We start from the raw sequence: 22,778 nt of genomic DNA, 5'->3' as shown, positions 1-22,778 counted from the left end.
CGGGGTACAGCGGGCACCCGTGGGGATCGTGCGGGTGTCACGTCTCGACCGCTCCGGGCTCGCCCCTGGGTCTCTGAACGCAGCGCACTACGGCGTGATCCGGTTCCAGAGGTCCGTGAATGCAATCGTGTCGAAGAAGGCGACGGCTTCGACGATGCGGCCGTCCCGCAGCCGCAGGTACCACGAGTACGTGTTGCGATACGGCTTGCCGTCGCGCGCGGTCCCTGCGGCGTCGAACAGGGCGATAACCCAGTCGTTCTCAGCGTAGAGCGAGGGAACCGTCGGCACGAGTGGCGACGCCATCCGAGCGTTGAACGGATGAATCACCGCGTCCATGAATTCCTGGCGACTCTCGTACCGCCGCGACACCGGGCTGTTCCCGACGATCGTCCACGAGACGTCGTGAGCCAACAGCGCGAAGGGGCCGCCCGTTCCCGCTGCCCACTCCTCGAAGGCGCCGGCGATGATGGCCTTGTTCGCCTCCTCAAGCTGCCGGTCCCGTGGTGTCCCAGGCGCGCTCTGTTCGTCCGTCATCACCCCCCTCGTCTCGTCGCGGCCCCGGCTGCCGGCACCCGTCCGGCTCACTTTGGCTGGCCTGTCGAGCCGATACAACGGCGGGTGCGCCCAAGTCTCGCGCTCCCGGTTCGGTTGGTTCGGAGGTCCTGGTTGCTGTGGTTCCGGCTGCAAGGGACGCACCCCCGTCGTCCGTCGCGAGTGTGACGGCAGCGCTGGAGGGTGTGGGCCAGGGAATGACCTTCGAGCCGCGGGAAGCGGGCTACGCGGGCGTTGCCAGCCGCAGCCCGATGATCCCGGCGACAATGAGAGAGATCGACACCAGCCGCAATGCGGAGGCCGGCTCCTTGAACAGGAAGATGCCAGCGACTGCGGCGCCGACGGCACCGATCCCGGTCCAGATGGCGTAGGCGGTCCCCAGCGGGAGCGACTTCACTGCCTGCGCCAGGAAGACGTAGCTCAGAATCATCGCAGCGATGGTCCAGACGGACGGCCACAGCTTGGTAAAGCCATCAGACAGCTTCAGCCCCACCGCCCAGGTGACCTCGAGCGCGCCGGCGATCAAGAGAAAGACCCACGCCATACGCCCTCCCCTCTCCGCCCCTATTCTGGACGAGGCCGCGCAACCGGGCCAGATGTGACTCGGGGATCGGTCGACACGACAGAGCCGGGTCCACGAACGGACCCGGCTCCGTGCCGACCTCAGCGTGTTTGGTACCTGGACTAGTGCTCGCCCGCGATCCAGGCTCCGAGGCGCACGATGCGGCCCCCGATCGACGACCGCACGCTCCGGCGCTGCCCGCGTTCCACCTCGACGATCCGCCGCCCTCGCTCGGACTCGAGCAGCAAGGCCTGGCGCCTCGCCTCGGCATGAACCTCCATCATCGGTCCGATCACCGTCGTGCTCCTCTCGGCTGCTCCCGGCTCCATCGCCGGTCGTGGACCACATCGTCCTTCACGAGCACCAGGGTAGACGCACGGCGTGGTGCGCGATATCGGATCTTGGGTCAGGCCGGGAGCGGCACACCGGCCAGCCACTCACCCTGCACCAATGGACAGCACCCGGACCCTCCTCGCCCAAGCCAACAAGCCAAAAAGAGGGAACCCGGCGCTGGTGCGCCGGGGAGACGATCTTGGGGGTCAACAGAGGAAACATGGGGAAGTTGGGGGTGCTTGCTCGGGCCTTGTCACGGGCCTCGTCTCAAGCCCGTACGTACGCGGCCTTGGTGAGTGTATAGTAGACAAGCCAGGGCAACAGCGTCATCCTGATCTCCAGGACCATCGTCACAATTTCGTGACAGCGACGGGGAAAACGGCGGTTCTCGCTCGCCCTGGTGACGGTTTGACAATGACCCTGCATCCCTCGTATACTTCTCCAGGCTCCGGAACGGGGCCGACCGTGGGGGCATAGCTCAGCTGGGAGAGCGCTACAATCGCACTGTAGAGGTCGGGGGTTCGAATCCCCCTGCCTCCACCCACGATCCTTCACATATGCAATCCGTCGCACGCCTCGCGACGGTTCCATATTCAGACGCGACCGCACCAGGGTCGAACAACCGGATCGCACAATCCGCGGAGGTGCGCCGGCTCAGCGTATCTTGAACCCCACCTTCCACCGCTTCACCGCTCGACGCACCGGAGAGGGAGGGTGCGCCATGGAATCCCGGGGCTACCAGGTGATCGGCCGGCGGCTCAGCCAACCCCAAACCCTGATCTTTCGCGACCCCGACGGCCGCCATTTCCTGCGCGCGGGCTGCGGGACACGACTGGTCCGTGTCACGGCACGCGACGCGATGCGGCTCATGCGCAGCCGCGACTACCACAGTGTTCTCGACCGCTCCTGGCGGAGCGAGATCGACGCTATCGTGATGGATTGTCCGCTCCCGGACACCGCCGCGCCCGAGGTCGCCGGCTCGTAGCATCTCGCGCAGCGGCACGCAACCGTTGAGGTGCGCCGTCGCCTCCGGAAGCACGTCCCGGAGACGAAGCCACCCGGGCCGTTGTCGTGCCCGGGTGGCTGTGGTGTCTCTATTGTGCTGCCGGTCAGGACGCCGGCTGTGGCCGCATCGTCGGCGACGGATGCGGCTGCGGATGCGGCGACCGCTCGCCTCCCCGATCCGCTTCCTCCGTCTTGTGGGCGAGAGCCGCGGGACGCGTCACCGGCGGGCCAACCAACTGCGGCCGCGGGCGCGGCTCGTCGAACAGCGCCTCCAACTCGTGCCCGTCGATCGTCTCCGCCTCCATCAGGAGCATCGCGATCGCTTCCAGCTTGTCCATGTGCTGGCTCAGGATCTCGTGGGCCCGCTTGTAGGCGGTGTCGATCAGGCTGCGGATCTCCTGGTCGATCATGTAGGCGACTTCGTCGCTGTAGTTCCGCTGCTCGTTGATCTCCCGGCCCAGGAAGACCAGCTCCTCCTTGCGGCCGAACGCCAGCGGCCCGAGCGTCTTGCTCATGCCGTACTCGGTGACCATCCGGCGAGCCAGGTTGGTGGCCCGCTCGATGTCGTTGGCCGCCCCGGTGGAGATTTCCTGGAACACCAGCTCCTCGGCCACGTGTCCGCCCATGAAGACAGCAAGCTGGTCCTCGAACTGCTTCTTCGTCCAGAAGAAGCGATCCTCCTCAGGCAGGACGCGGGTGTATCCACCCATCATGCCGCGCGCGACGATTGACACCTTGTGCACCGGGTCGGCGTGCGGCAACATGCGCGCCACCAGGGCGTGCCCCGCCTCGTGGTACGCCGTCATCAGCTTCTCGCGCTCGCTGAGCACCCGGCTCTTGCGCTCCGGCCCGGCGATGACCCGATCGATGGCCTCGGTCAGCTCTCGGCGTCCAATCGTCTTCTTGTTGCGCCGCGCCGCCAGGATGGCCGCCTCGTTGACCAGGTTCTCCAGATCGGCGCCCGAGAAGCCCGGCGTCTGACGCGCCAGTTCCTCCAGGTCGACATCGCTCTCCAGCGGCTTGCCGCGCGAGTGGACTTCGAGGATCGCACGGCGCCCGGCGATGTCCGGCCGGTCGAGCACGACCTGGCGGTCGAAGCGGCCCGGGCGGAGCAGTGCCGGGTCGAGCACGTCCGGTCGGTTGGTGGCCGCGATCACGATCACGTTGGTCGTGCTGTCGAAGCCATCCATCTCGACCAGGATCTGGTTCAGCGTCTGCTCGCGCTCGTCATGACTGCCGCCCAGACCGGCGCCGCGCTGGCGGCCGACCGCGTCGATCTCGTCGATGAAGACGATGCAGGGAGCATTGCGCTTCGCCTGGTCGAACAGGTCGCGCACGCGACTGGCGCCGACGCCTACGAACATCTCGACGAATTCGGAGCCGCTGATGCTGAAGAACGGGACGCCCGCCTCACCGGCCACAGCCCGCGACAAGAGTGTCTTGCCCGTGCCCGGCGGGCCAACCAGCAGGACCCCGCGCGGGATGCGCGCACCCAGCGAGGCGAACTTGTCCGGGTACTTGAGGAACTCGACGACCTCGACCAGCTCCTCCTTGGCCTCCTCAACACCGGCCACGTCCGCGAACGTCACCGTCGGCTTGTTGCCAGTGAACATCCGCGCGCGGCTCTTCCCGAAGGAGATGGCCTGGTTGTTCGTCCCCTGGGCCTGCCGCATCATGAAAATGACGATACCTATGAGGAACAGCGTCGGCAGGATGAATGTGAGCGCGCTTAGCCAGTTACCCCACTGGCTCGCGGGATTCACCCGGATCTCGACGTCTGCCCCCGACAGGCCATACTGCTCGAGTGCCTGGTAGATGTTGACATCCGGTGGAAGCCGGCTGCTACGCGGCTCCTCCTCACCGATGTACTGCACCTGGATGTCGTTGGAGCCCTCGGTCATCACGATCCGCGCGACGCGGCCCTGGCGGATGTCCGCGGCGACATCGGCGAAGTTCTCTTCCCTCGCGCTGCCCCCGTCCTTCATGAACGTGACCCACAGCGCGACGACCGCGATGATCAGGACGATCCAGACGAACCCATTACGTAGCCACTTGTTTTCGGCCATTCAGTGCCCTCCGACCGCGCCATGCGCATCGATTGGTCCCTGTGCTTGCGCCACGGTCACGCGGGCTAAACAGGGTAGCTTGATTATAACAGACAGGACGCGACGCCTCGGCAGCCGGGTGATCGGCACCCTATTTGCCCAGCACGGCATCGGGCTTGACCACGGCGACGAACGGGAGGTTCCGGTAGCGGCCGGCAACGTCCAGCCCGTAGCCGACGACGAACTCGTCGGGGATCTCGAAGCCCACCCAGTCGGCCCGCGCGGGCACGCTGCGCGGCTTGTTCTTGCGCAGCAAGGCCACGAGTCGCAGCGAGGCCGGGTTGCGCCGCTGCAGGACATCGATGAGATATTCCAGCGTCAACCCACTGTCGATAATGTCCTCGACCAGCAGCACATGCTCACCTTCAATAGGCCGATCGAGATCCTTCAGGATCCGCACGACACCCGATGTCTGGGTCGCCTGTCCATAGCTCGACACCGCCATGAATTCGACGCGGAGCGGCATCGCCATCGCCCGTGCCAGGTCGGCCATGAAGACGAACGCCCCGGTCAGCACCCCAACCAGGAGGGGACTGCGGTCGCCGTAGTACTCGCTGATCTCCCGCCCCAGTTCCCTGACGCGCGCCTGCAGGGTCTCCTCGTCGATCAGAATCCGGTCCAGACCCCGGTGCAGGGGAATGTCCCTCAAACCCTCCGCCACGGCTCAGTCGCCCTCCAACCGCTCGCACCGGAGCGTCGTCCCTGCGTCGTCGAACGACAGGGACGGCACACCGGCCACCCACACAATCAGTCCATCCCGCTCCAGCAGCGGCAGCCAATCTCGCAGGTATGCCGCCACCTTGGCGTCGACCAGAAAGTCCTGCAACGATCGGTGCCGTCCGCGTGACACGGCGACCCGGTCTCCCGCCCTGCGCGTGCGCAGGCACCAGTCGCCGGGTCCAACGCGGCCCCGCAGCCGCCAACCATTGAGCAGCGGGAGATCGATCTCCGTCCCTGCCCGAAGCGGCTCCACGGAGCCTGCCGGCATCAGCGGCCGGCCGGATGCCCGGCGCAGATCCTCCTCCAGACTCTCCAGCGGCCCGAGGGCAAGCGACGCGTAGTCCACCCACGCACCGACGCCCCCACCGACCTCGATCACGCGGCCGACCGCGCCCTCGACCGCCGCCCGCCGTAGTGCCTCGACCCGTTCCGCCGTCGGCCCAGCCGGGTCGACGCCAGCCTCCCGCGCCGCCAGGATCAGCACGCGCCGCTGCAACGCCGGGTGCAGATTGCGCAGGGGCTCGCGCGCGACTGTCACCAGCCGCCCGGCCCGCCCTACGATGTCCGCACCCGCCGCCTCAGCCGCCGCCTGGAGATACGCCGCGTCGTCCGCCAGCAACGTCGCCGTACGGGCGATGGTCTCGATCACCCCCGGCGCGACCCGCTCCAACTCCGGCAGGACCGAGTGCCGCACGAGGTTGCGCCGGTAGACCGGCGATACATTTGACGCGTCCTCGATCGGCACCAGACCTCGCGCCCGGACGTAGCGTTCCACCTGCGCCCGGGTCAGTCCCAACAGCGGGCGCAGCAGCCACAGCGGCACCACCTCGCTCTCGTCGGGGTCGAGCGGCACCGGCCGGTGGCTCTGCTCCCGCATCCCCGCCAGCCCGTCGAGCCCGGCTCCGCGGGCGAGCCGCAGCAGTACCGTCTCCGCCTGGTCGTTGGCCGTGTGCGCCACTGCAACCCAGCGCACCCCCCACTCCCGAGCCGCCGACGCCAGCGCCGCGTAGCGGGCCGCCCGCGCCGCCGATTCGGTCCCCTCCCGCAGCACCCGGTCCCACGCGCCGACATCGACCGGGACGACGGTGACGGGCACCCCCATGGCCTCCCCGAGCGCGACCGCGCGCTCCGCGTCTGCGTCTGCCTCCGGCCGGAGCCGGTGGTTGACGTGCAGTGCCAGCGGACGGGGACCCCGGCCCGCCGCGTGGATCGCCTGAAGCGAGGCGGTCAGGGCCAGCGAGTCGGCCCCGCCGGAAAATCCGATCAGCACGCAGTCGTCCGGGCCAAGTCCGGCCCGCTCCACAGCCGCTTGGACGTGTCGCTCGAAGGACGCCACCACGACTGCCGCCACCGCTCAGTCCACCGGGCCAGGCCCGGCATCCCGTCGCCGCGAGTGTATCACCGGACGGACCGGACCACGCGCGGCCCGCCGCGTGCGTAGGCGATGCACAGGAAAGGCTGCGCGCCGGTCACGGACACCGGGGAACCGCGGCTGCACCGACATTCAGAATTCGGGGAGGTTGGAAAATATGGAAGAGACTCGAAGAGGCACCGGACTGATCAAGCCGGCGATCGTCGCGGTTCTCATCTGCGAAGGCGCCGGCCTTATCGGCTCCTTCTTCACCCGAGCCGGACTCAACGGTTGGTTCCAAACACTGAACAAGCCAAGTTTCAACCCACCGGGTTGGGTCTTCGGCCCCGTCTGGACCGTGCTCTACGCCCTCATGGGCATCGCCGCCGCGATGATCTGGCAACACCGCGACACCGACCCGGAGGCACGCCCCGCGCTCCGGCTCTTCGGCGTCCAGCTCGGGCTGAACGTGCTCTGGTCGGCCGCCTTCTTCGGGGCCCGCTCGCCCTTCGCGGCGCTGATCAACATCGTTGCCCTCTGGATCGCGGTCGTCGCGACGACCCTGCGCTTCTCGCGCATCTCCGGTCGGGCGGCGGGGCTGATGCTCCCCTACCTGGCCTGGACCACCTTCGCGACCGTGCTCAACGCCGCCATCTGGCGCCTGAACCGATAATTCCCCGAGACGCCGCAGCGGGCACTCCGCTCGGCGATCACTCCTCGGGGAGGATGAACGGCTGCTCCAGGAACTCCAGCCGTACGCCCATCAGCCGGGCCTCGTTGCTAAGGCGCGTGAGGCGGTTCAGGTCGACGTAGACTCGGTCCGGGCGGGTCGCGATGATGACGTCCAGTCCACGCCGCCAAAGGAGCGTCCGGAGTCGCTTCAGCTCCGGACGCTCGTCGCCCGGCTCCGACGCCGTCTCCCGGAACACGTCGACCACCCGGTAGCCCTGGGCGAGCGCGTAGGCCCGGCACCGCTCCTCCTGAGAGTCGAGGTCGTCTTCCGGGTCAGGATGTTGCTCCCCGCGGAACCACGTGTAGATTGCGGCTCGCTCCGGCATGATCGACACCTCCAGTCCAACCGGCATCCGGCACCGACCGCGCCCGTCGCGCTGCCAACATGGTACTCGGCCCGGCTCAACGACGCACGCCGCTCCACGCCCTACCGACGACCCACGTCGCCCTCACCGCAAGATGTCCGGCGCGAGTGGCATCGCGCGTGCACTGGTGCCGGCAGTCGCCCCCGCGTACGCGACGCGCAAACGCCCTGGAAGGGAGGAGGAACCATGCCCCGCCCGCTGCGTGAGCAGGTGGTTGTCATCACCGGAGCATCATCCGGCATCGGCCGTGAGACCGCGCTCCGCCTCGGCGAGCGTGGCGCCTCACTGGTCCTTGCCGCCCGCAACGAGGAAGCGCTCGCCTCGCTGGCGCGGGAGATCCAGCAGGCCGGCGGCAAAGCCCACGTGGTCCCGACCGACGTCGCCGACTGGCAGCAGGTCGAGCGCCTCGCCGAGGCTGCCGTCGACCGCTTCGGCCGTATCGACACCTGGATCAACAACGCCGGACTCTACCTGGCTTCCCGCGTCGAAGACATGACCGTGGACGACGCGGCGCGACTGATGCAGGTCAACGTGATGGGGACGATCTACGGGACCAAGGCCGCCCTACCGCATCTCATCCGCCATGGGCAGGGCACCATCATCAACGTCGGATCCGCCGTCGGCGCTCGCGGCATCCCGCTCCTCGCCGCCTACTCGGCCTCGAAGTTCGCGGTGAAGGGCTTCACCGAGGCCCTGCGCGTGGAGCTGGCGCGAGATCACCCTGGGATCAAGGTCGTCCTGATCATGCCGCTCTCAATCAACACGCCCCTGTTCACCCACCACGCCCGCTCGCGGCTCGGTTTCGCGCCGCACCCCATCCCCCCGACCTACGAGCCGGGCGCCGTGGCTGAGGCCATCCTGTTCGCCATCGAACACCCCCGGGCCGAGATCTACATCGGCCCCGGCCGCCCGCTCGCGATCATCAACGCCGCGATGCCCGGCCTCCTCGACCGCCTCATGCTCGTCGGCGACCTCGTGTACCGAATGCAGCGCACCGACCAACCCGACGACGGCCTCGACAACTTCGCCGCCCCAATGCCCGCCGACACCTACACCACCACCGGCCAGTTCACCGCCAAGGCCAAGCCCAACAGCCTCTACACTCGCGTGTTCGAGCACTACCCCGCCACCCGCCTCGCCGTCCTCGGGGCGGTCCTTGCAGGCGTCTGGTCCCTAGCTCGTCGCCTGGCACGTTAGCCCCCGGTTCCCTACCCCGGATGAGCTCGTCCCTAGCGCGTGCGGCGTCGACCCAACCGAGCGGGACACGAAAAACCGAGCCGCTCCCGGTTCTCCGGTTGGCTCGGTTTCCTGCGTCGCGTCTTGCTATTCTCGGTGCCGGTGGGCGGATTCGAACCACCGACCAAGGGCTTATGAGTCCCCTGCTCTACCGCTGAGCTACACCGGCGCTCAGAGCGCAAATAAGTGTAGCAGGCGCTCCCCTCGACGTCAAACCCGGTTCCGACAGCGCGCATCGAGACGGTGTCCGAACACACCGTACGTCCGCGCATCGGGTGGTACAATCGGCCTCAGGAATCTGAATCGCAGGGAGGGACGAGCCGGTTTGGTGTGGGAGCCGTCTTCCGGGGGCGTGGATCTGCTCCGCGGGTTGAACGAGGCGCAGCAGCGCGCCGTGACGATCACTGAGGGCCCGGTCCTGGTCGTCGCCGGGCCGGGTAGCGGCAAGACACGGGTGCTGACCCACCGTGTCGCCTACCTCATCGACCAGCGGGGCGTCTCGCCGTGGAACATCCTGGCCGTCACCTTCACCAACAAGGCCGCGCGCGAGATGCGCGATCGCCTCGAGGTGCTGGTCGGTCCCGAGCGCGCCCGGCAGCTCACCGTCGGCACCTTCCACGCGCTCTGCGTCCGCATCCTCCGGCGCGACGGCCACCTCATCGGCCTCGACCCGCGTTTCACCATCTACGACGACGCCGACCAGATCGACGCGGTGCGGCAGGCGCTCAAGGCGCTCAACCTCGACCCGAAGCAGTTTCCCCCGCGGCCGATCTTGAGCCGCATCTCCGCCGCTAAGAGTCAGGTGGTCGACCCGGCGCGCTTCGCCGAGCAGGTCGAAACCTACTGGGAAGAGATTGTCAGCCGCGTCTACCCGCGGTACCAGGAGATCCTGCGCCGCAACCGCGCGCTCGACTTCGACGACCTCCTGGTGGAGACGGTCCGGCTATTCGACGAGCAGCCCGATGTGCTTCGTCGCTATCAGGACTGGTACCGCTACATCCTGGTCGATGAGTACCAGGACACCAACCACGTCCAGTACCTGCTCGTCCATGCCCTGGCGGCCGGGCACCGGAACCTCTGCGTCGTCGGCGACCCCGACCAGTCGATCTACGGCTGGCGGCAGGCCGACATCCGCAACATCCTGGAGTTCAAGCGCGACTTCCCTGACGCCGCCGAGGTGCACCTGGAGCTGAACTACCGCTCCACCGGCGTGATCGTCGAGGCCGCCGACCAGGTGATCCGCGCCAACACCCAGCGCATCCGCCGCCAGCTCCGGACCGAGAACCCGCGCGGCGATCGCCTGGTCGTGCGCGAAGCGTACGACGAAACCCAGGAGGCGCAGTTCGTCGTCGGCGAGATCCGCCGCCTCGTCCAGTCGGGTCGCTACCGCTACCGTGACATCGCGGTGCTCTACCGCACCAACGCGCAGAGCCGGCCGCTGGAGGATACGCTCATCCGCGCCGATATCCCGTACCAGCTTGTTGGCGGCACCCGGTTCTACGAGCGCCGGGAGATTAAGGACGCCCTGGCGCTCCTGCGCCTGATTGCCAACCCGCGCGACGCGGTGAGCCTGCAGCGGGTCCTCGCCAACACCCCGCTCGGCAAGGGGATCGGCGCGCGCACGCTGCAGGAGCTGGAGCGCTGGTCCTCCGAGACCGGCCTCCCGGTCTACACCGGCCTGGCCGCGCTCGCGGGCGAGAGCGGCGCCCCGGCGCCGCCCGTCGGCACCCGCCCTGCCAGGCTGCTCGCCGATGTCTACCGCACCATCGCCGGCCTGGAGGTCAAGAGCCGCTCAATGCCCCTCTCGGCTCTGTTCGACGCGGCCGTTGAGCAGACCGGCTTCGCCGCCCAGTTCCAGGAGGGCGGCGATCCGGAGGCGCTGGAGCGCTGGGAGAACGTGCTCCAGCTCCGCAACGTGCTCATGACGTACGACGAACTGCCCGAGTCGGAGGCCCTCGAGATCTTCCTGGAGGAGTCAGCCCTGATCGCCGACGCCGACACGATTGACGAGAGCGGCGATCAGGTCACCCTCATCACCCTCCACGCGGCGAAGGGGCTCGAGTTCCCCGTCGTGTTCCTGGTCGGAGCTGAGGAGGGCATCCTGCCCCATGCCCGGTCGATGGAGAGTGAGGCGCAGGTCGAGGAGGAACGCCGCCTCTTCTATGTCGGGATCACCCGCGCCAAGGAGCGCCTGTACATCACCCACACCTTCCGCCGCACCGTCTGGGGGCGCGACGACGTCAGCATCCGCTCGCGCTTCGTCGACGCCATCCCGCCGGAGTTGATCGAAACGACCGCGCTGCGCACCGCTACCCCGCGGCCCAGCACGCGCCCCACGGTCGTGGCCAGCAATGGGCCGGCCGCCCCGCCGGCGGCGGTCCCCGAATTCCGACCCGGGATGCGCGTGTTCCACCCGCGCTTCGGCGACGGCATTGTTACTGCGGTGCGTGCATCACGAGGTGACCAAGAGGTAACCGTCGAGTTCAAGCGCCACGGGCAGAAGCGCCTGCTGGCGAGCTTGGCCAATCTGACCGTAGATTAACGCGGTCAGCACGGAGTTGCGTGCGCGAGCGGGCGCAACTCCCCGTAGGCCGCAGCGGAACCGTTGGGGAATCCTCCCCGAGCATCAGGAGGTATCCGATGGCAGCGCACCGCTGGGTGTACCTCTTCCGGGACGGGAACGCACAGCAACGAGACCTGCTGGGCGGCAAGGGTGCCAACCTCGCGGAGATGACCAACGTCGGTCTGCCCGTGCCACCCGGCTTCACGGTCACCACCGAAGCCTGCAACGCCTATTTCGAGGACGGCGCGAGCCTGCCAGAGGGACTCTGGGAACAGGTGCTCGACGGCCTCGCTGATATCGAGCGGCAGATGGGCCGCACCTTCGGTAGCCCCGACCGCCCGCTGCTGGTGTCGGTTCGCTCCGGCGCCAAGTTCTCCATGCCGGGCATGATGGACACCATCCTCAACCTCGGCCTCAACGACGTCACTGTCCGGGGTCTCGCCGCCGAGGCCGACGAGCGCTTCGCCTATGACTGCTATCGGCGCCTGATCCAGATGTTCGCCAAGGTCGTCCTCGACGTGAACGCCGACCTCTTCGAGGACGTCATCGACGAGCACAAGCGCGCCCTCGGCGTACGCAACGATTTCGAGCTCCCGGCCCATGACCTGCGCCGCATGGTCGCCGAGTTTCAGGAGATCGTCCGGCGCGAGACGGGCCAGGACTTCCCGGACGACCCCCACGACCAGCTCCGCGCGGCCATCATCGCCGTCTTCGAGTCCTGGAACAACCGCCGCGCCATCGACTACCGCAACGCGAACAACATTCCCCACAACCTCGGCACCGCCGTCAACGTCCAGGCGATGGTCTACGGCAACATGGGGCCCGACTGCGCCACCGGCGTCGCCTTTACCCGCAACCCGAGCACGGGCGAGAAGCGCCTCTTCGGCGAGTACCTGACCAACGCCCAGGGAGAGGATGTCGTCGCCGGGGTCCGGACGCCGCAGCCGATCGAGCAGATGGCCGATGACCCGCACGTCGGCCCGGCGTACCAGCAACTCCAGGAGATCGCCCAGCGGCTGGAGCAGCACTACCGCGACATGCAAGACCTCGAGTTCACGATCCAGAACGGCAAGCTTTACATGCTCCAGACCCGCACCGGCAAGCGCACCGGCGCGGCGGCGGTCAAGATCGCGGTCGACATGGTCAAGGAGGGGCTGATCAGCAAGGAGGAGGCCGTCCAGCGCGTCTTGCCCAGCCAGCTCGACCAACTCCTCCACCCGACCATCGACCCCGGCCACACGGGTGAGGTTCTGGCCAACGGCCTGCCCGCCAGCCCCGGCGCCGCGACCGGCCAGGTCGTGTTCGACGCCGACGAGGCCAAGGCGCTGGCCGAGGACGGCCACGACGTCATCCTCGTTCGGCTGGAGACCTCGCCCGAGGACTTCCACGGCATGCTGGCTGCCCGCGCGGTGCTCACCGCCCGCGGCGGAATGACCTCGCACGCCGCGGTCGTCGCCCGCGGCATGGGCAAGCCCGCCGTCGTCGGCTGCACTGCCCTGCAGGTCGACTACGACCGCCAGCAGATCACTATCAACGGCACGGTCATCCCGAAGGGGGACTACATCACGCTCGACGGCTCGACCGGCGCCGTGATGCTCGGGAAGGTGCCGACCATCGAGCCCCAGGTCCACGGCGACCTCGCGACGCTCCTCGGCTGGGCCGACGAGATCCGCAAGCTCGGCGTACGCGCGAACGCCGACACGCCGGAGGACGCCGCCAAGGCCCGCGAGCTGGGCGCCCAGGGCATCGGCCTCTGCCGCACCGAGCACATGTTCTTCCAGGGCGACCGTATCTGGGCCGTCCGCGAGATGATCATTGCTACCACCGAGGAAGAGCGCCGCGCCGCCCTGGCCAAGCTCGAACCCATGCAGCGGGAGGACTTCGCCGGAATCTTCCGCGCGATGGACGGGTTCCCCGTCACCATCCGCACGCTCGACCCGCCGCTCCACGAGTTCCTCCCGCACACCGACGCGGAGATCGAGGAGCTGGCGCGGACGATGAGCATCGACCCGGAAATCGTCAAGAGCAAGGTCGTCGCGCTCCGGGAGGCCAACCCGATGCTCGGCCACCGCGGCTGCCGTCTCGGCATCACCGCGCCCGAGATCACCGAGATGCAGGCCCGTGCCATCTTCGGCGCCGCCCTGGATGTCGCCGCCGAGGGGGTCGACGTGCGCCCGGAGATCATGATCCCGCTCGTGGGCGATGTCGAGGAACTCCGGCTCCAGCGGGAGGTCGTCGACCGAGTCGCGCGGGAGATGTTCGCCGAGGCCGGGCGCAGCATCCCCTATCTGGTCGGCACGATGATCGAACTCCCGCGCGCGGCGCTCCTGGCGGACAAGATCGCCGAACAGGCCGAGTTCTTCAGCTTCGGCACCAACGACCTCACCCAGACCACGCTCGGCCTCAGCCGGGACGACTCCGGCCGCTTCCTGCCGTACTATGTCGAGCACGGCATCTTCAAGCACGACCCCTTCCAAGTTCTGGACCGTGAGGGCGTCGGCGAGCTGATCCGCATCGCCGTCGAGCGCGGCCGCAAGACGCGCCCGGACATCAAGCTCGGCATCTGCGGCGAGCACGGCGGCGACCCGAGCAGCGTCGAGTTCTGTCATCAGGCCGGCCTCGACTACGTGAGCGCGTCGCCGTTCCGCGTCCCCATCGCCCGGCTCGCCGCTGCCCAGGCCGCCCTCGAGCAATCCGAGCGCGACGTGTAGCCACGACACGACGCACCCACCCAGACCCGAAGCGCCGGCTCTTCGCCGGCGCTTCGCATTCCTCTGTGCTGCTCTACGGTTGGTGGCGCTCTGGACTCACGAACACCGCCGGGGGAATTGCATGACACGTCGACGGCGGCGGTTGGTGACCACGCAACGCTCGTCGCAGCGTCTCCCCGCCAGGCCCCGGCTCTTTGCGCGGACCGATCCCCGGCCACCGCCGTGGCACCGCGATCCCCGGATCGACCACCCGGTCGTAAGGAACCACCCGCGATCACGACGCACCAATCACGCATCGGTCACGCCCCTCGGGCATCCAGGCGCATGAGCACTTTATCAAGGAGACCCCTCGAACATACGGATAGTTACGCCCGACGGGGAACCACAAGGGAACCGGCTGGCACTACCATGGGCAAGGGATACGAAACGGTCAAAACGGAGAGGGGATGTTGTGGGGATCGGACATCGACAAACCCGGAAGGAGGACTCGGGTTGGATGCGTCGCCACTGGCGACTCCGAATCATCACGCTCGCCTTGCTGTTGATGAGCCTCAGCGCTGAGGGTGTGCGCGCGGCGCCAAGTCCCGGTGAATTCGTCGCCACGGGCTATGCCCCAGCCACAGACGGCACCACGGTCGTGTGGCTCTCTTCGGAGGATCCGGCAGGCGTGTATGCCATGAGAGAGGGCGACCACGAGCCATTCCTGGTCTACGCCCCGCCGCCCCAGATTGGCATCGACAAGGTCGGAATCTCGGGTGACCTGGTGGTTTGGCAGCAATATGGAGGCGACGGAATCCCTGCTGTTCGGGGGAAGAATCTCGCCACGGGGCATGAGTTCGACGTCGCGATCACAGAGTCATTTGAATACCTCCGCGGGATCTTCGGGACGACCGTGCTATGGCAAGAGGCCCAAGGGGCAAGCACTTCGCTGAAGGCCCGCGACCTAGCGACGATGGCACCGCCCGTAACCATCCGCACCATTCCCGCGGACAGGTTGCTGTTGGATGCGGCTATTTGGGAGGATAGAGTCGCCTGGGTCGAGCGAGAAAACTATGAGCGCGGACTCATTTACGTGGCTACGATAGGGGACGAGCCCATTCTGGTGCAGGAGGGAATCGCCTTCGGACTTGGCGGCCTCGATCTGGTCGAGAATCTCCTGGTTTACACCATGTCGGACGCGCGCGTTGTCGTGCACGACCTGGTGACCGAACAGTCACAAGTTCTCTTTGTTGGTGACCAAGTGTCGGTGAGGAATCCCCGGACGAACGGCCGTTACATCTTCGTGGATACCTCAGGGTGCCACGGGTACCGCTGTTCGGTGCGGGAGTTCGTAGGATACGACCGCGAAACCGACAGCCGTTTCACCGTGCCGACGGGGAATACCCTCACCGAACTCGTGCTCATGGCCCGCGGTGACATGCTCGTCTGGGGTCAATGGGGTGGTGTCTGGGGTGCCGGTGGTTCCGAGTCGTCCGCGGTCCCAGAGATCCACGCTGTACCCATCAGCAGCGTTCTCCCCTCGGCGCCCCGCCCGGCGCCAAGCGACTCCAGTACCGCATGGCGCTACTTCCCGGAGACGGGTCACTATCTGAGCAACGGCTTTAAGGAGTATTGGGAGGAGTCAGGGGGACTTCCGGTTTTCGGTTTCCCCCTCACCGAGGAGTTCTCACAGATACAGGTGAATCCCTTCACGATCCGCACGGTCCAGTACCTGGAGCGGCAACGCTTCGAGTACCACCCTGAGCACGCCGGCACCCCGTATGAGGTGGAGCTGGGACGGCTCGGGGCCGAGGATGCTGCTCGCCGCGGCCTGCTGGACAACCTGGCCTTCGCACCCCTCCCGGGCGACACACCCAACGACGCCAACTGCACCTTCTTCCCGCAAACCGGCCACCGACTCTGCTTCGGCTTCAAGGAGTACTGGGAGAGCCACGGATTGGAGTTCGGAGATCCCGGTGTGTCCTACCGCGAGAGCCTCGCACTCTTCGGCTACCCCATCTCCGAGGAGTTCACCGACCCCGACACCGGGCTGACAGTGCAGTACTTCGAGCGCGCGCGCTTCGAGTTCCACCCGGACAACCCGGAGCCGCACCGGGTGCTCCTCGGGCGCCTCGGTGCAGATCTCGTCACGGCCCGTGGCTGGTAAGCGTCATGCTGACAGCAGCGCATCTGCTGCGCTGCTGTCAGCCACCCCTGTCTGCGGACAGAGCAACCCCCGCAGACGCGAGCCGTCCCTTGATCCCAAGTGAACTCTCACGAGGGTGGGGGAAGTGGGACTCGAACCCACACGCCTTGCGGCACATGATCCTAAGTCATGCTCGTCTGCCAGTTCCGACATTCCCCCAGGGATGTCCGCGGCCGGGATCGGCGCGGACACTACGATTGTACCAGGACAACCCCGCTTGGGCCGAGGATTCGTCGGTGATGACGTGCCCCACCCCAGCGGAGCAGGTTTTCCCCTGACAGATCAGCAATCAGAGACCAGTAAACGGCCGGTATGGGGACCATGTGGCACGGAACGTGCATTAGTTAAAGTTATGGTGACAGGGAGGACTCTAGAAAGCAGCGCCGAGATGGAACACTATCGCGTCATCGCTGAAAGTGCAATCCACCCTGGGCGCAGGTTACTCATGAACCGGCGAGGGGAAGGGTTCCTGCAGCTCGAATCCGACAGCACACCGCAGCCGGTCCCCCCGGCAGATTTCGCGCGGCTGCGCCGAATGAGCCACTATCAGCCCATCCAGACGCGGATGCGTCGCCGGAAGGCGGCCATGGCCGCCACCCCGGCACCGGTCGCGGTGGTCTGATCGCACCAAGCCGTTCCTGACAACAGGACGAAACGTAGCACGCGCCGGTTTCCCGGCGCGTGCTCTTGCTTGCTGTCGTTGCGATCGCGGGTACGGAGAGCGCGGTCGGCGCCTAGGCGCCGCAGCCGCAGCCCTGGACAGTCCCGGCGTTGTCGCCCGTATCGAAGGAGTGGCCGCAGGCGCAGGTCGCAACCGCGTTCGGGTTGCGCACGGTGAAGCCGCCGCCCATCAGGCTGTTGACGTAGTCGATCTCGGCACCCTCAAGGTACATCGCGCTGAACTGGTCGACCAGCAGCTTGATGCCGTCCTGCTCGATGATCTGGTCGTCCTCTTCAGCGACCTCTTCGACCGACATACCGTACTGCAGCCCGGAGCACCCACCCGGAGCCACGAAGACGCGCAGCATCGCGTCCTCAAACCCCTCGTCTACCAGGTACTCCTTCAGGCGCTCCACCGCCTCCGGCGTGATGGTGATCATGAGTCACTTCCTCCACGTTCGCCCCGTACCCGTCGCGCGGGCGTCGCCGGCGTTTCGCAACCAATCATTACCAAAATCATACCGGCTCAGCACCATGTGTCAAGGCGCCGCGCGGCGCGACCGCGAATCGGACACCTGCGCATATTCTACCACCCGCGGTGACCTCACCCGCCGAGGCGCGCCAGCGCCCGCTCGCGGACCTGCGCGCCCAACTCGGCGGTGGTCGCGGTGCCCCCGATGTCGCGGGTGCGATAGCCCGCCGCCAGGGCATCCTCCACGGCTGCCTCGATCGCGTCGGCTGCGTCGGCCAGTCCGAATGAGAAGCGCAGCATCATCGACACGCTGAGGATGGCGCCGAGCGGGTTCGCCAAGCCCTGACCGGCGATGTCCGGCGCGCTGCCGTGGACGGGCTCGTACAGACCGAACATCGGCGCGACCGTCCCGGGACGAGTGGGCGGCTCACCGTGGAGGCTCGCTGAGGGCAACATCCCGAGCGACCCGGCCAGCACCCCGGCCTCGTCGCTGAGGATGTCGCCGAACAGGTTCTCGGTCACCAGCACGTCGAAGTCGCGCGGCCGTGCGATCAGGCGCATCGAGCCGGCGTCGACCAGCATGTGCTCCAGGGTGACGTCGGGGTAGCGCTCGCCCACCTCGGTCGCAACCTCCCGCCAGAGCTGGGAGGTCGCGAGGACGTTGGCTTTGTCGATGCTGGTCACCTTGCGGCGGCGTTGCCGTGCCAGGCGGAAGGCCAGGTCGACGATCCGCTCGATCTCATGGTCGGTATAGGGAAGCGTGTCGATCGCGCGGCGACCCGCCTCGTCCGTCCGCCGCTCGGAGGGGCGGCCGAAGTAGAGCCCGCCGGTCAGCTCGCGGACGACCAGCAGATCGGCCCCGCGGGCGATCTGCGGCTTGAGCGGGGACGCGTCCACCAGCGCGTCGAAGACACGCACCGGCCGCAGGTTGGCGAAGAGCCCCAGCGCCTTGCGCAGGCGCAGCAGACCCGACTCCGGGCGGGCTTCCCCGCGCAGGTTGTCCCAGGCCGGGCCGCCGACCGCGCCGAGGAAGACCGCATCGCTCGCCAGCGCCGCATCGATCTCCTCGTCCCGCAGCGGAGTGCCGTACGCGTCGATCGCGGCGCCGCCGATCAGTCCCTCGTTGAAGACGAAGCGCGCCCCGACGGCAGGCCCGACCGCTTCCAGCAGTGCCCGAGCCTCGGCGGTCACCTCCGGTCCGACCCCGTCGCCCGGCAGGAGGAGAATGTGGAAGGTGCGGTCGCTCATGAGGGCTGCTGCTCCCCCCGCCGCTCCTGGACTCGCCGCGTGACCGCCTCCATCAGACCACCGGCGTTGATGATGTCCTGGATGAAGTCGTCGTAGCGCGCGGCCCGGTAGGTCTTGCCGGTGCGGGTGTTGAGGATCTCGCCCTCTTCGGTGTCGATCTCCAGGATGTCACCCTCCTCCGCCTCGCGAGCCGCCTCTGCCGCGTCGATCACCGGCAGGCCGATGTTGATCGCGTTGCGGAAGAAGATGCGCGCGTACGACTCGGCGACCACCGCCGCGACCCCCGCGCCCTTGATCGCGATCGGCGCGTGCTCGCGCGAGGAGCCGCAGCCGAAGTTCTTGCCGGCGACGATGATGTCGCCCGGCTGGACCTTGCTGGCGAAGGTCGGGTCGATGTCCTCCATGACGTGCTTGGCGAGCTCTTCCGGCTCGAACGTGACCAGATAGCGCGCGGGGATGATCACATCGGTGTCGATGTCATCCCCGAACTTCCAGACCTTGCCTCGAATCAGCATTCGCGTGCGCTCCCTGCGCAGGCCGCCCGCTCTCAGCGGGCGGCCCCGTCGTTACCCGATTAGTTCAACGCGGCGGGCGAGGCGACACGGCCGAGCACGGCGCTGGCGGCCGCCACCTGCGGACCGGCCAGGATGATCTCGGCCTCCCGGTGCCCCATGCGCCCGCGGAAGTTGCGGTTGGTGGTCGAGACGCAGCGCTCGCCCTTGGCCAGGACACCCATGTAGCCGCCCAGGCACGGGCCGCAGGTGGAGGTGGAGAAGATCGCACCCGCCTCCAGGAAGATGTCGGCCAGCCCCTCGCGCGTGGCCTGCTTGGCCACCTCCTGGCTGCCCGGGATGACGATGCAGCGCACGTTCGGGTGCACCTGGCGGCCCTTGAGGATCTTGGCCACCTCACGCAGATCGCTAATGCGGCCATTCGTGCAGGAGCCGATGACGACCTGATGGATCGGCATGTCGCCTACCTCATCGGCCGGGTACACGTTCGACGGCAGGTGCGGCAGCGCCACCACCGGCTTGAGATTGGACACGTCGAACTCGATGACCTTCAGGTACTCGGCATCCGGGTCGCTCTCCACCGGCTCGTACGGCCGATCGGTGACGCGGGCCAGCCACTCGCGGGTCTTGTCGTCGCAGGCGAAGATGCCGGTCTTGGCACCCGCCTCGATGGCCATGTTGGCCATGGCGATGCGGCCGTCCATGTCGAGGGCGTCGATCACCTCGCCGGTGAACTCCATGACCGCGTAGAGCGCACCGTCCACCCCGATCTGGCCGATGGTGTAGAGGATCAGGTCCTTGCCGCCGACCCCCTCGGGCAGCGTGCCGTTGTAGACGAACTTGATCGTCGGCGGCACACGCACCCAGGTGGTGCCAAGCGCCATCGCCGCGGCGATGTCGGTCGAGCCCATACCGGTCGCGAACGCATTGAACGCGCCGTAGGTGCAGGTGTGGGAGTCCCCGCCGATGATCACCTGGCCCGGCAACGTGAGGCCGTTCTCCGGCAAGACAACGTGCTCGATGCCGGCGCGGCCAACCTCGAAGTACACCGCCCCCTGCTCGACGGCGAACTCGCGCATGACCTTCGCCTGCTCGGCCGCCTTGATATCCTTGGCGGGGACGAAATGATCCGGCACGAAGACGACCTTGTTCGGGTCGAAAACCTTCTCCAGCCCGGTCTTCTTGAACTCCTTGATCGCCAGCGGCGCGGTGATGTCGTTGGTCATCACCAGATCCACCGCGACTTCGGCGATCTCGCCGGGCTCCACCCGGCGGCCCGCCGCGCGCGAGAGGATCTTTTCGGTCATCGTCTGGCCCATGCTTAGACCGTCACCTCCGTTGCTACCCCTGCCCGGTTCAGCGCCATCAGGTAGGCGCGTACTCCAGCCTCCACAATATCGGTCGCCACGCCCCGGCCGTTGTAGATGTTCGCGCCACAGCGCACGCGCACCGTCACCTCTCCCTGCGCATCCTCGCCCGGGGTGACCGCGTCGATATGGAACGCCTCCAGCGTACAACCACTGTTCACCAGCCGGTCGATCGCCTTGAAGAGCGCGTCGATCTGCCCGTTCCCGACCGCCGACGCCTCCCGCTCGACGCCGTCGATGACCATCTTGACCCAGGCCTCGGCCTGGCCGTCGGACCCGGAGTGCGCCCGCCAGCCGGACAGCACGTAGCGCTCCGGGCCGTGCTGCAGGTCCTCTTCGACGATCGCGATCAGGTCCGCGTTGGTGACGGTCTTCTTCCGGTCGGTCAGGTCGATGAATCGCCGGTATAGCTCCTCGATCTGCTCCCGGCTCAGATCGCCGTAGCCCAGCTCCTTGAGTCGGGCGGTGAACCCGGCACGTCCGGAGTGCTTGCCGAGCACCAACCGGCTCGACTCCCAGCCGACCGACTGCGGCGTCATGATCTCGTAGGTGTCGCGATGCTTCAACATGCCGTCCTGGTGGATGCCGGCCTCGTGAGCGAACGCGTTGGCACCGACGATCGCCTTGTTCGGCTGCACCACGATCCCGGTTGTCCGGCTTACCAGCCGCGACGCCGGGACCAGCATCTGGGTCTCGATGCGCGGCATGATCCCGCCGTAGAAGTCCTTGCGAGTGTGGAGCGCCATGACGACCTCTTCCAGCGAGGTGTTGCCCGCGCGCTCCCCGATCCCGTTGATCGTGACCTCCGCCTGCCGCGCGCCTGCCTGGATCGCGGCCAGGGTGTTGGCCGTCGCCATCCCCAGGTCATCGTGGCAGTGGACGCTGACCACGACGTTCTCGATACCGGGCGTGTTCTCCATCAGGTAGGTGATGAGCCGCGCGTACTCGGCCGGCGTGGTGTAGCCGACCGTGTCCGGCACGTTAATCGTCGTCGCCCCGGCCTCAATCGCCACCGCAAAGATGCGGCAGAGGAAGTCCCAGTCGCTGCGGGTCGCATCCTCGGCCGAGAATTCGACGTTGGAGACGTAGCCACGGGCCCGCGTCACAGCCCGGCGGGCCGCCTCAACGACCTGGTCCGGCGTCATGCGGAGCTTGTACTCCATGTGGACCGGCGAGGTCGCGATGAACGTGTGGATGCGCGCCTCCTCCGCCGGGCGTATCCCTTCCCAGGCGGCGTCGATGTCCTGGTCATTGGCCCGCGCCAGGGCGCAGATCACGCTCCCCTTGACCTCGCGCGCGATGGTCCGCACGGCCTCCAGATCGCCGGGCGACGCGGCCGGGAAGCCGGCCTCGATCACGTCGACGCCCATGCGGGCGAGCATTCGGGCGACTTCCAGCTTCTCCGGGGTCGCCATCGTCGCACCCGGCGACTGCTCGCCGTCACGCAGCGTCGTGTCGAAGATGATCAACCTGTCGCTCATCGGGTACCTCCGCTCCTCTCCAGTCCGACGTGATGACAAGTGCCGGATAAACGAACCGGCCTCCCGTGCTGGGAGGCCGGTGAGTGTTCCGGTCTGATACGTATGCCCGCGTTACGGGCAGCCTCCCAGCGCGCCTCTCGCCCCGCCAAGGGGCCGAAGAAGGGAAAGAAGGAAAAGCCCGAGAAGGTCGAGGTTGCGCGCTGCCATCTGCCCGATCACCATGTCGTCCTACCGCTCGTGCCGCTCTCGGCAATCAAAAAACCCGTCCCACTGAAGGGACGGGCTTCACCCGCGGTACCACCCTACTTGGCACTGCTCCCGCTCGGAGCGGTGCCCACTCTGCGCGTGCTAACGGACGCGACCCGGTCGGAGCTAGACCTACCGGCTTCACCCCGACGGCTCAGGGACGAGTTCGCGCGCTCTGCTCGCGCCGGGCTCACACCTGTCCCCGGCTCGCTGTGCGCCGAAACGCGCTACTACTTCCCCTCATCGCCAGATGAGATTGTGAGCAATGTATCAGACCCCGCTCCCAGTGTCAAGGCAGGCTTCCGGTTCCGCACCCGGAGGGCAGGCGACCTGGAGCGTCCGGTTCGTCCCGAGCGCGGTCATCGGCACTAG

The 22,778-nt window shown here is 67.4% G+C and carries 19 protein-coding genes, 3 tRNA genes and 1 other annotated feature; of the genes, 8 read left to right on the top strand and 14 right to left on the bottom strand.

Annotated elements, in window-relative coordinates; genetic code table 11:
* Positions 1 to 87: 87 nt before the first annotated feature.
* The 3 genes from STHE_RS03900 to STHE_RS18955 all read right to left on the bottom strand — a co-directional run bounded on the left by STHE_RS03900 (position 88) and on the right by STHE_RS18955 (position 1,410).
* Positions 88 to 534, bottom strand: a complete 447-nt coding sequence (locus tag STHE_RS03900; RefSeq protein WP_012871265.1) for a nuclear transport factor 2 family protein — start codon at positions 532 to 534, stop codon at positions 88 to 90.
* 241 nt (positions 535 to 775) lie between these two features.
* Positions 776 to 1,096, bottom strand: a complete 321-nt coding sequence (gene sugE / locus STHE_RS03895) for a quaternary ammonium compound efflux SMR transporter SugE (protein ID WP_012871264.1) — start codon at positions 1,094 to 1,096, stop codon at positions 776 to 778.
* A gap of 140 nt (positions 1,097 to 1,236) precedes the next feature.
* Complete coding sequence (locus tag STHE_RS18955; protein WP_012871263.1) at positions 1,237 to 1,410, bottom strand: hypothetical protein; 174 nt, start codon at positions 1,408 to 1,410, stop codon at positions 1,237 to 1,239.
* A 504-nt stretch (positions 1,411 to 1,914) separates the two neighbouring features.
* On the opposite strand from STHE_RS18955, the gene STHE_RS03890 reads away from it, so the two are divergent.
* Together STHE_RS03890 and STHE_RS03885 are read left to right on the top strand one after the other, a co-directional pair.
* Positions 1,915 to 1,987, top strand: a tRNA-Ala gene (locus STHE_RS03890).
* Between the two features lie 181 nt (positions 1,988 to 2,168).
* On the top strand, positions 2,169 to 2,432 hold the full coding sequence (locus STHE_RS03885; RefSeq protein WP_012871262.1) for a hypothetical protein: 264 nt from the start codon (positions 2,169 to 2,171) through the stop codon (positions 2,430 to 2,432).
* 124 nt (positions 2,433 to 2,556) lie between these two features.
* On the opposite strand, the gene ftsH is transcribed toward STHE_RS03885, so the two are convergent.
* The 3 genes from ftsH to tilS all read right to left on the bottom strand — a co-directional run bounded on the left by ftsH (position 2,557) and on the right by tilS (position 6,628).
* The gene (ftsH, locus tag STHE_RS03880; protein WP_012871261.1) at positions 2,557 to 4,518 is read right to left on the bottom strand and encodes an ATP-dependent zinc metalloprotease FtsH; all 1,962 of its coding nucleotides are present in this window, start codon (positions 4,516 to 4,518) and stop codon (positions 2,557 to 2,559) included.
* Positions 4,519 to 4,648: 130 nt separating this feature from the next.
* A complete protein-coding gene (gene hpt / locus STHE_RS03875) occupies positions 4,649 to 5,206 on the bottom strand; it encodes a hypoxanthine phosphoribosyltransferase (RefSeq protein WP_217155849.1) in 558 nt (185 codons plus the stop codon).
* Between the two features lie 15 nt (positions 5,207 to 5,221).
* Entirely contained in the window at positions 5,222 to 6,628 is a 1,407-nt protein-coding gene (gene tilS, locus STHE_RS17795; RefSeq protein WP_012871259.1) for a tRNA lysidine(34) synthetase TilS, read from the bottom strand.
* 178 nt (positions 6,629 to 6,806) lie between these two features.
* Between tilS and STHE_RS03865 the strand changes: the two genes are divergently transcribed.
* On the top strand, positions 6,807 to 7,301 hold the full coding sequence (locus tag STHE_RS03865; RefSeq protein ID WP_012871258.1) for a TspO/MBR family protein: 495 nt from the start codon (positions 6,807 to 6,809) through the stop codon (positions 7,299 to 7,301).
* 37 nt (positions 7,302 to 7,338) lie between these two features.
* On the opposite strand, the gene STHE_RS17790 is transcribed toward STHE_RS03865, so the two are convergent.
* Entirely contained in the window at positions 7,339 to 7,686 is a 348-nt protein-coding gene (locus tag STHE_RS17790) for a recombinase family protein (protein WP_012871257.1), read from the bottom strand.
* A 225-nt stretch (positions 7,687 to 7,911) separates the two neighbouring features.
* Between STHE_RS17790 and STHE_RS03855 the strand changes: the two genes are divergently transcribed.
* On the top strand, positions 7,912 to 8,922 hold the full coding sequence (locus tag STHE_RS03855; protein WP_012871256.1) for an SDR family oxidoreductase: 1,011 nt from the start codon (positions 7,912 to 7,914) through the stop codon (positions 8,920 to 8,922).
* Positions 8,923 to 9,058: 136 nt separating this feature from the next.
* Here STHE_RS03855 and STHE_RS03850 read toward each other — a convergent pair.
* Positions 9,059 to 9,130, bottom strand: a tRNA-Met gene (locus STHE_RS03850).
* 159 nt (positions 9,131 to 9,289) lie between these two features.
* Here STHE_RS03850 and STHE_RS03845 point away from each other — a divergent pair.
* From STHE_RS03845 to STHE_RS19335, 3 genes are all read left to right on the top strand, one after another.
* A complete protein-coding gene (locus STHE_RS03845; protein ID WP_148219891.1) occupies positions 9,290 to 11,503 on the top strand; it encodes an ATP-dependent helicase in 2,214 nt (737 codons plus the stop codon).
* A gap of 98 nt (positions 11,504 to 11,601) precedes the next feature.
* On the top strand, positions 11,602 to 14,235 hold the full coding sequence (ppdK, locus tag STHE_RS03840; RefSeq protein WP_012871254.1) for a pyruvate, phosphate dikinase: 2,634 nt from the start codon (positions 11,602 to 11,604) through the stop codon (positions 14,233 to 14,235).
* A 496-nt stretch (positions 14,236 to 14,731) separates the two neighbouring features.
* Positions 14,732 to 16,381 carry a hypothetical protein gene (locus STHE_RS19335; RefSeq protein ID WP_012871253.1) on the top strand — a complete coding sequence of 550 codons (1,650 nt, stop codon included), beginning with the start codon at positions 14,732 to 14,734 and terminating at the stop codon, positions 16,379 to 16,381.
* A 116-nt stretch (positions 16,382 to 16,497) separates the two neighbouring features.
* On the opposite strand, the gene STHE_RS03830 is transcribed toward STHE_RS19335, so the two are convergent.
* Positions 16,498 to 16,579, bottom strand: a tRNA-Leu gene (locus STHE_RS03830).
* A 229-nt stretch (positions 16,580 to 16,808) separates the two neighbouring features.
* Here STHE_RS03830 and STHE_RS03825 point away from each other — a divergent pair.
* On the top strand, positions 16,809 to 17,042 hold the full coding sequence (locus tag STHE_RS03825; RefSeq protein WP_041398791.1) for a hypothetical protein: 234 nt from the start codon (positions 16,809 to 16,811) through the stop codon (positions 17,040 to 17,042).
* 112 nt (positions 17,043 to 17,154) lie between these two features.
* Here STHE_RS03825 and erpA read toward each other — a convergent pair whose 3' ends face one another.
* The 5 genes from erpA to STHE_RS03800 all read right to left on the bottom strand — a co-directional run bounded on the left by erpA (position 17,155) and on the right by STHE_RS03800 (position 22,160).
* A complete protein-coding gene (erpA, locus tag STHE_RS03820; protein WP_012871251.1) occupies positions 17,155 to 17,520 on the bottom strand; it encodes an iron-sulfur cluster insertion protein ErpA in 366 nt (121 codons plus the stop codon).
* Between the two features lie 164 nt (positions 17,521 to 17,684).
* A complete protein-coding gene (leuB, locus tag STHE_RS03815; RefSeq protein WP_012871250.1) occupies positions 17,685 to 18,800 on the bottom strand; it encodes a 3-isopropylmalate dehydrogenase in 1,116 nt (371 codons plus the stop codon).
* Positions 18,797 to 19,315, bottom strand: coding sequence for a 3-isopropylmalate dehydratase small subunit (locus STHE_RS03810; RefSeq protein ID WP_012871249.1), 519 nt, complete (start codon positions 19,313 to 19,315; stop codon positions 18,797 to 18,799). Before STHE_RS03810 ends, leuB begins: the two co-directional genes overlap by 4 nt.
* 59 nt (positions 19,316 to 19,374) lie before the next feature.
* Entirely contained in the window at positions 19,375 to 20,631 is a 1,257-nt protein-coding gene (gene leuC / locus STHE_RS03805) for a 3-isopropylmalate dehydratase large subunit (protein WP_012871248.1), read from the bottom strand.
* A 2-nt stretch (positions 20,632 to 20,633) separates the two neighbouring features.
* The gene (locus STHE_RS03800) at positions 20,634 to 22,160 is read right to left on the bottom strand and encodes a 2-isopropylmalate synthase (RefSeq protein WP_012871247.1); all 1,527 of its coding nucleotides are present in this window, start codon (positions 22,158 to 22,160) and stop codon (positions 20,634 to 20,636) included.
* 271 nt (positions 22,161 to 22,431) lie between these two features.
* Positions 22,432 to 22,659: a binding site (T-box leader), on the bottom strand.
* Positions 22,660 to 22,778: the final 119 nt, after the last annotated feature.

This window comes from Sphaerobacter thermophilus DSM 20745, assembly GCF_000024985.1.
Taxonomy (GTDB): Bacteria; Chloroflexota; Chloroflexia; order Thermomicrobiales; family Thermomicrobiaceae; genus Sphaerobacter; species Sphaerobacter thermophilus.
This window is presented reverse-complemented; position numbering and strand designations above follow the sequence as displayed.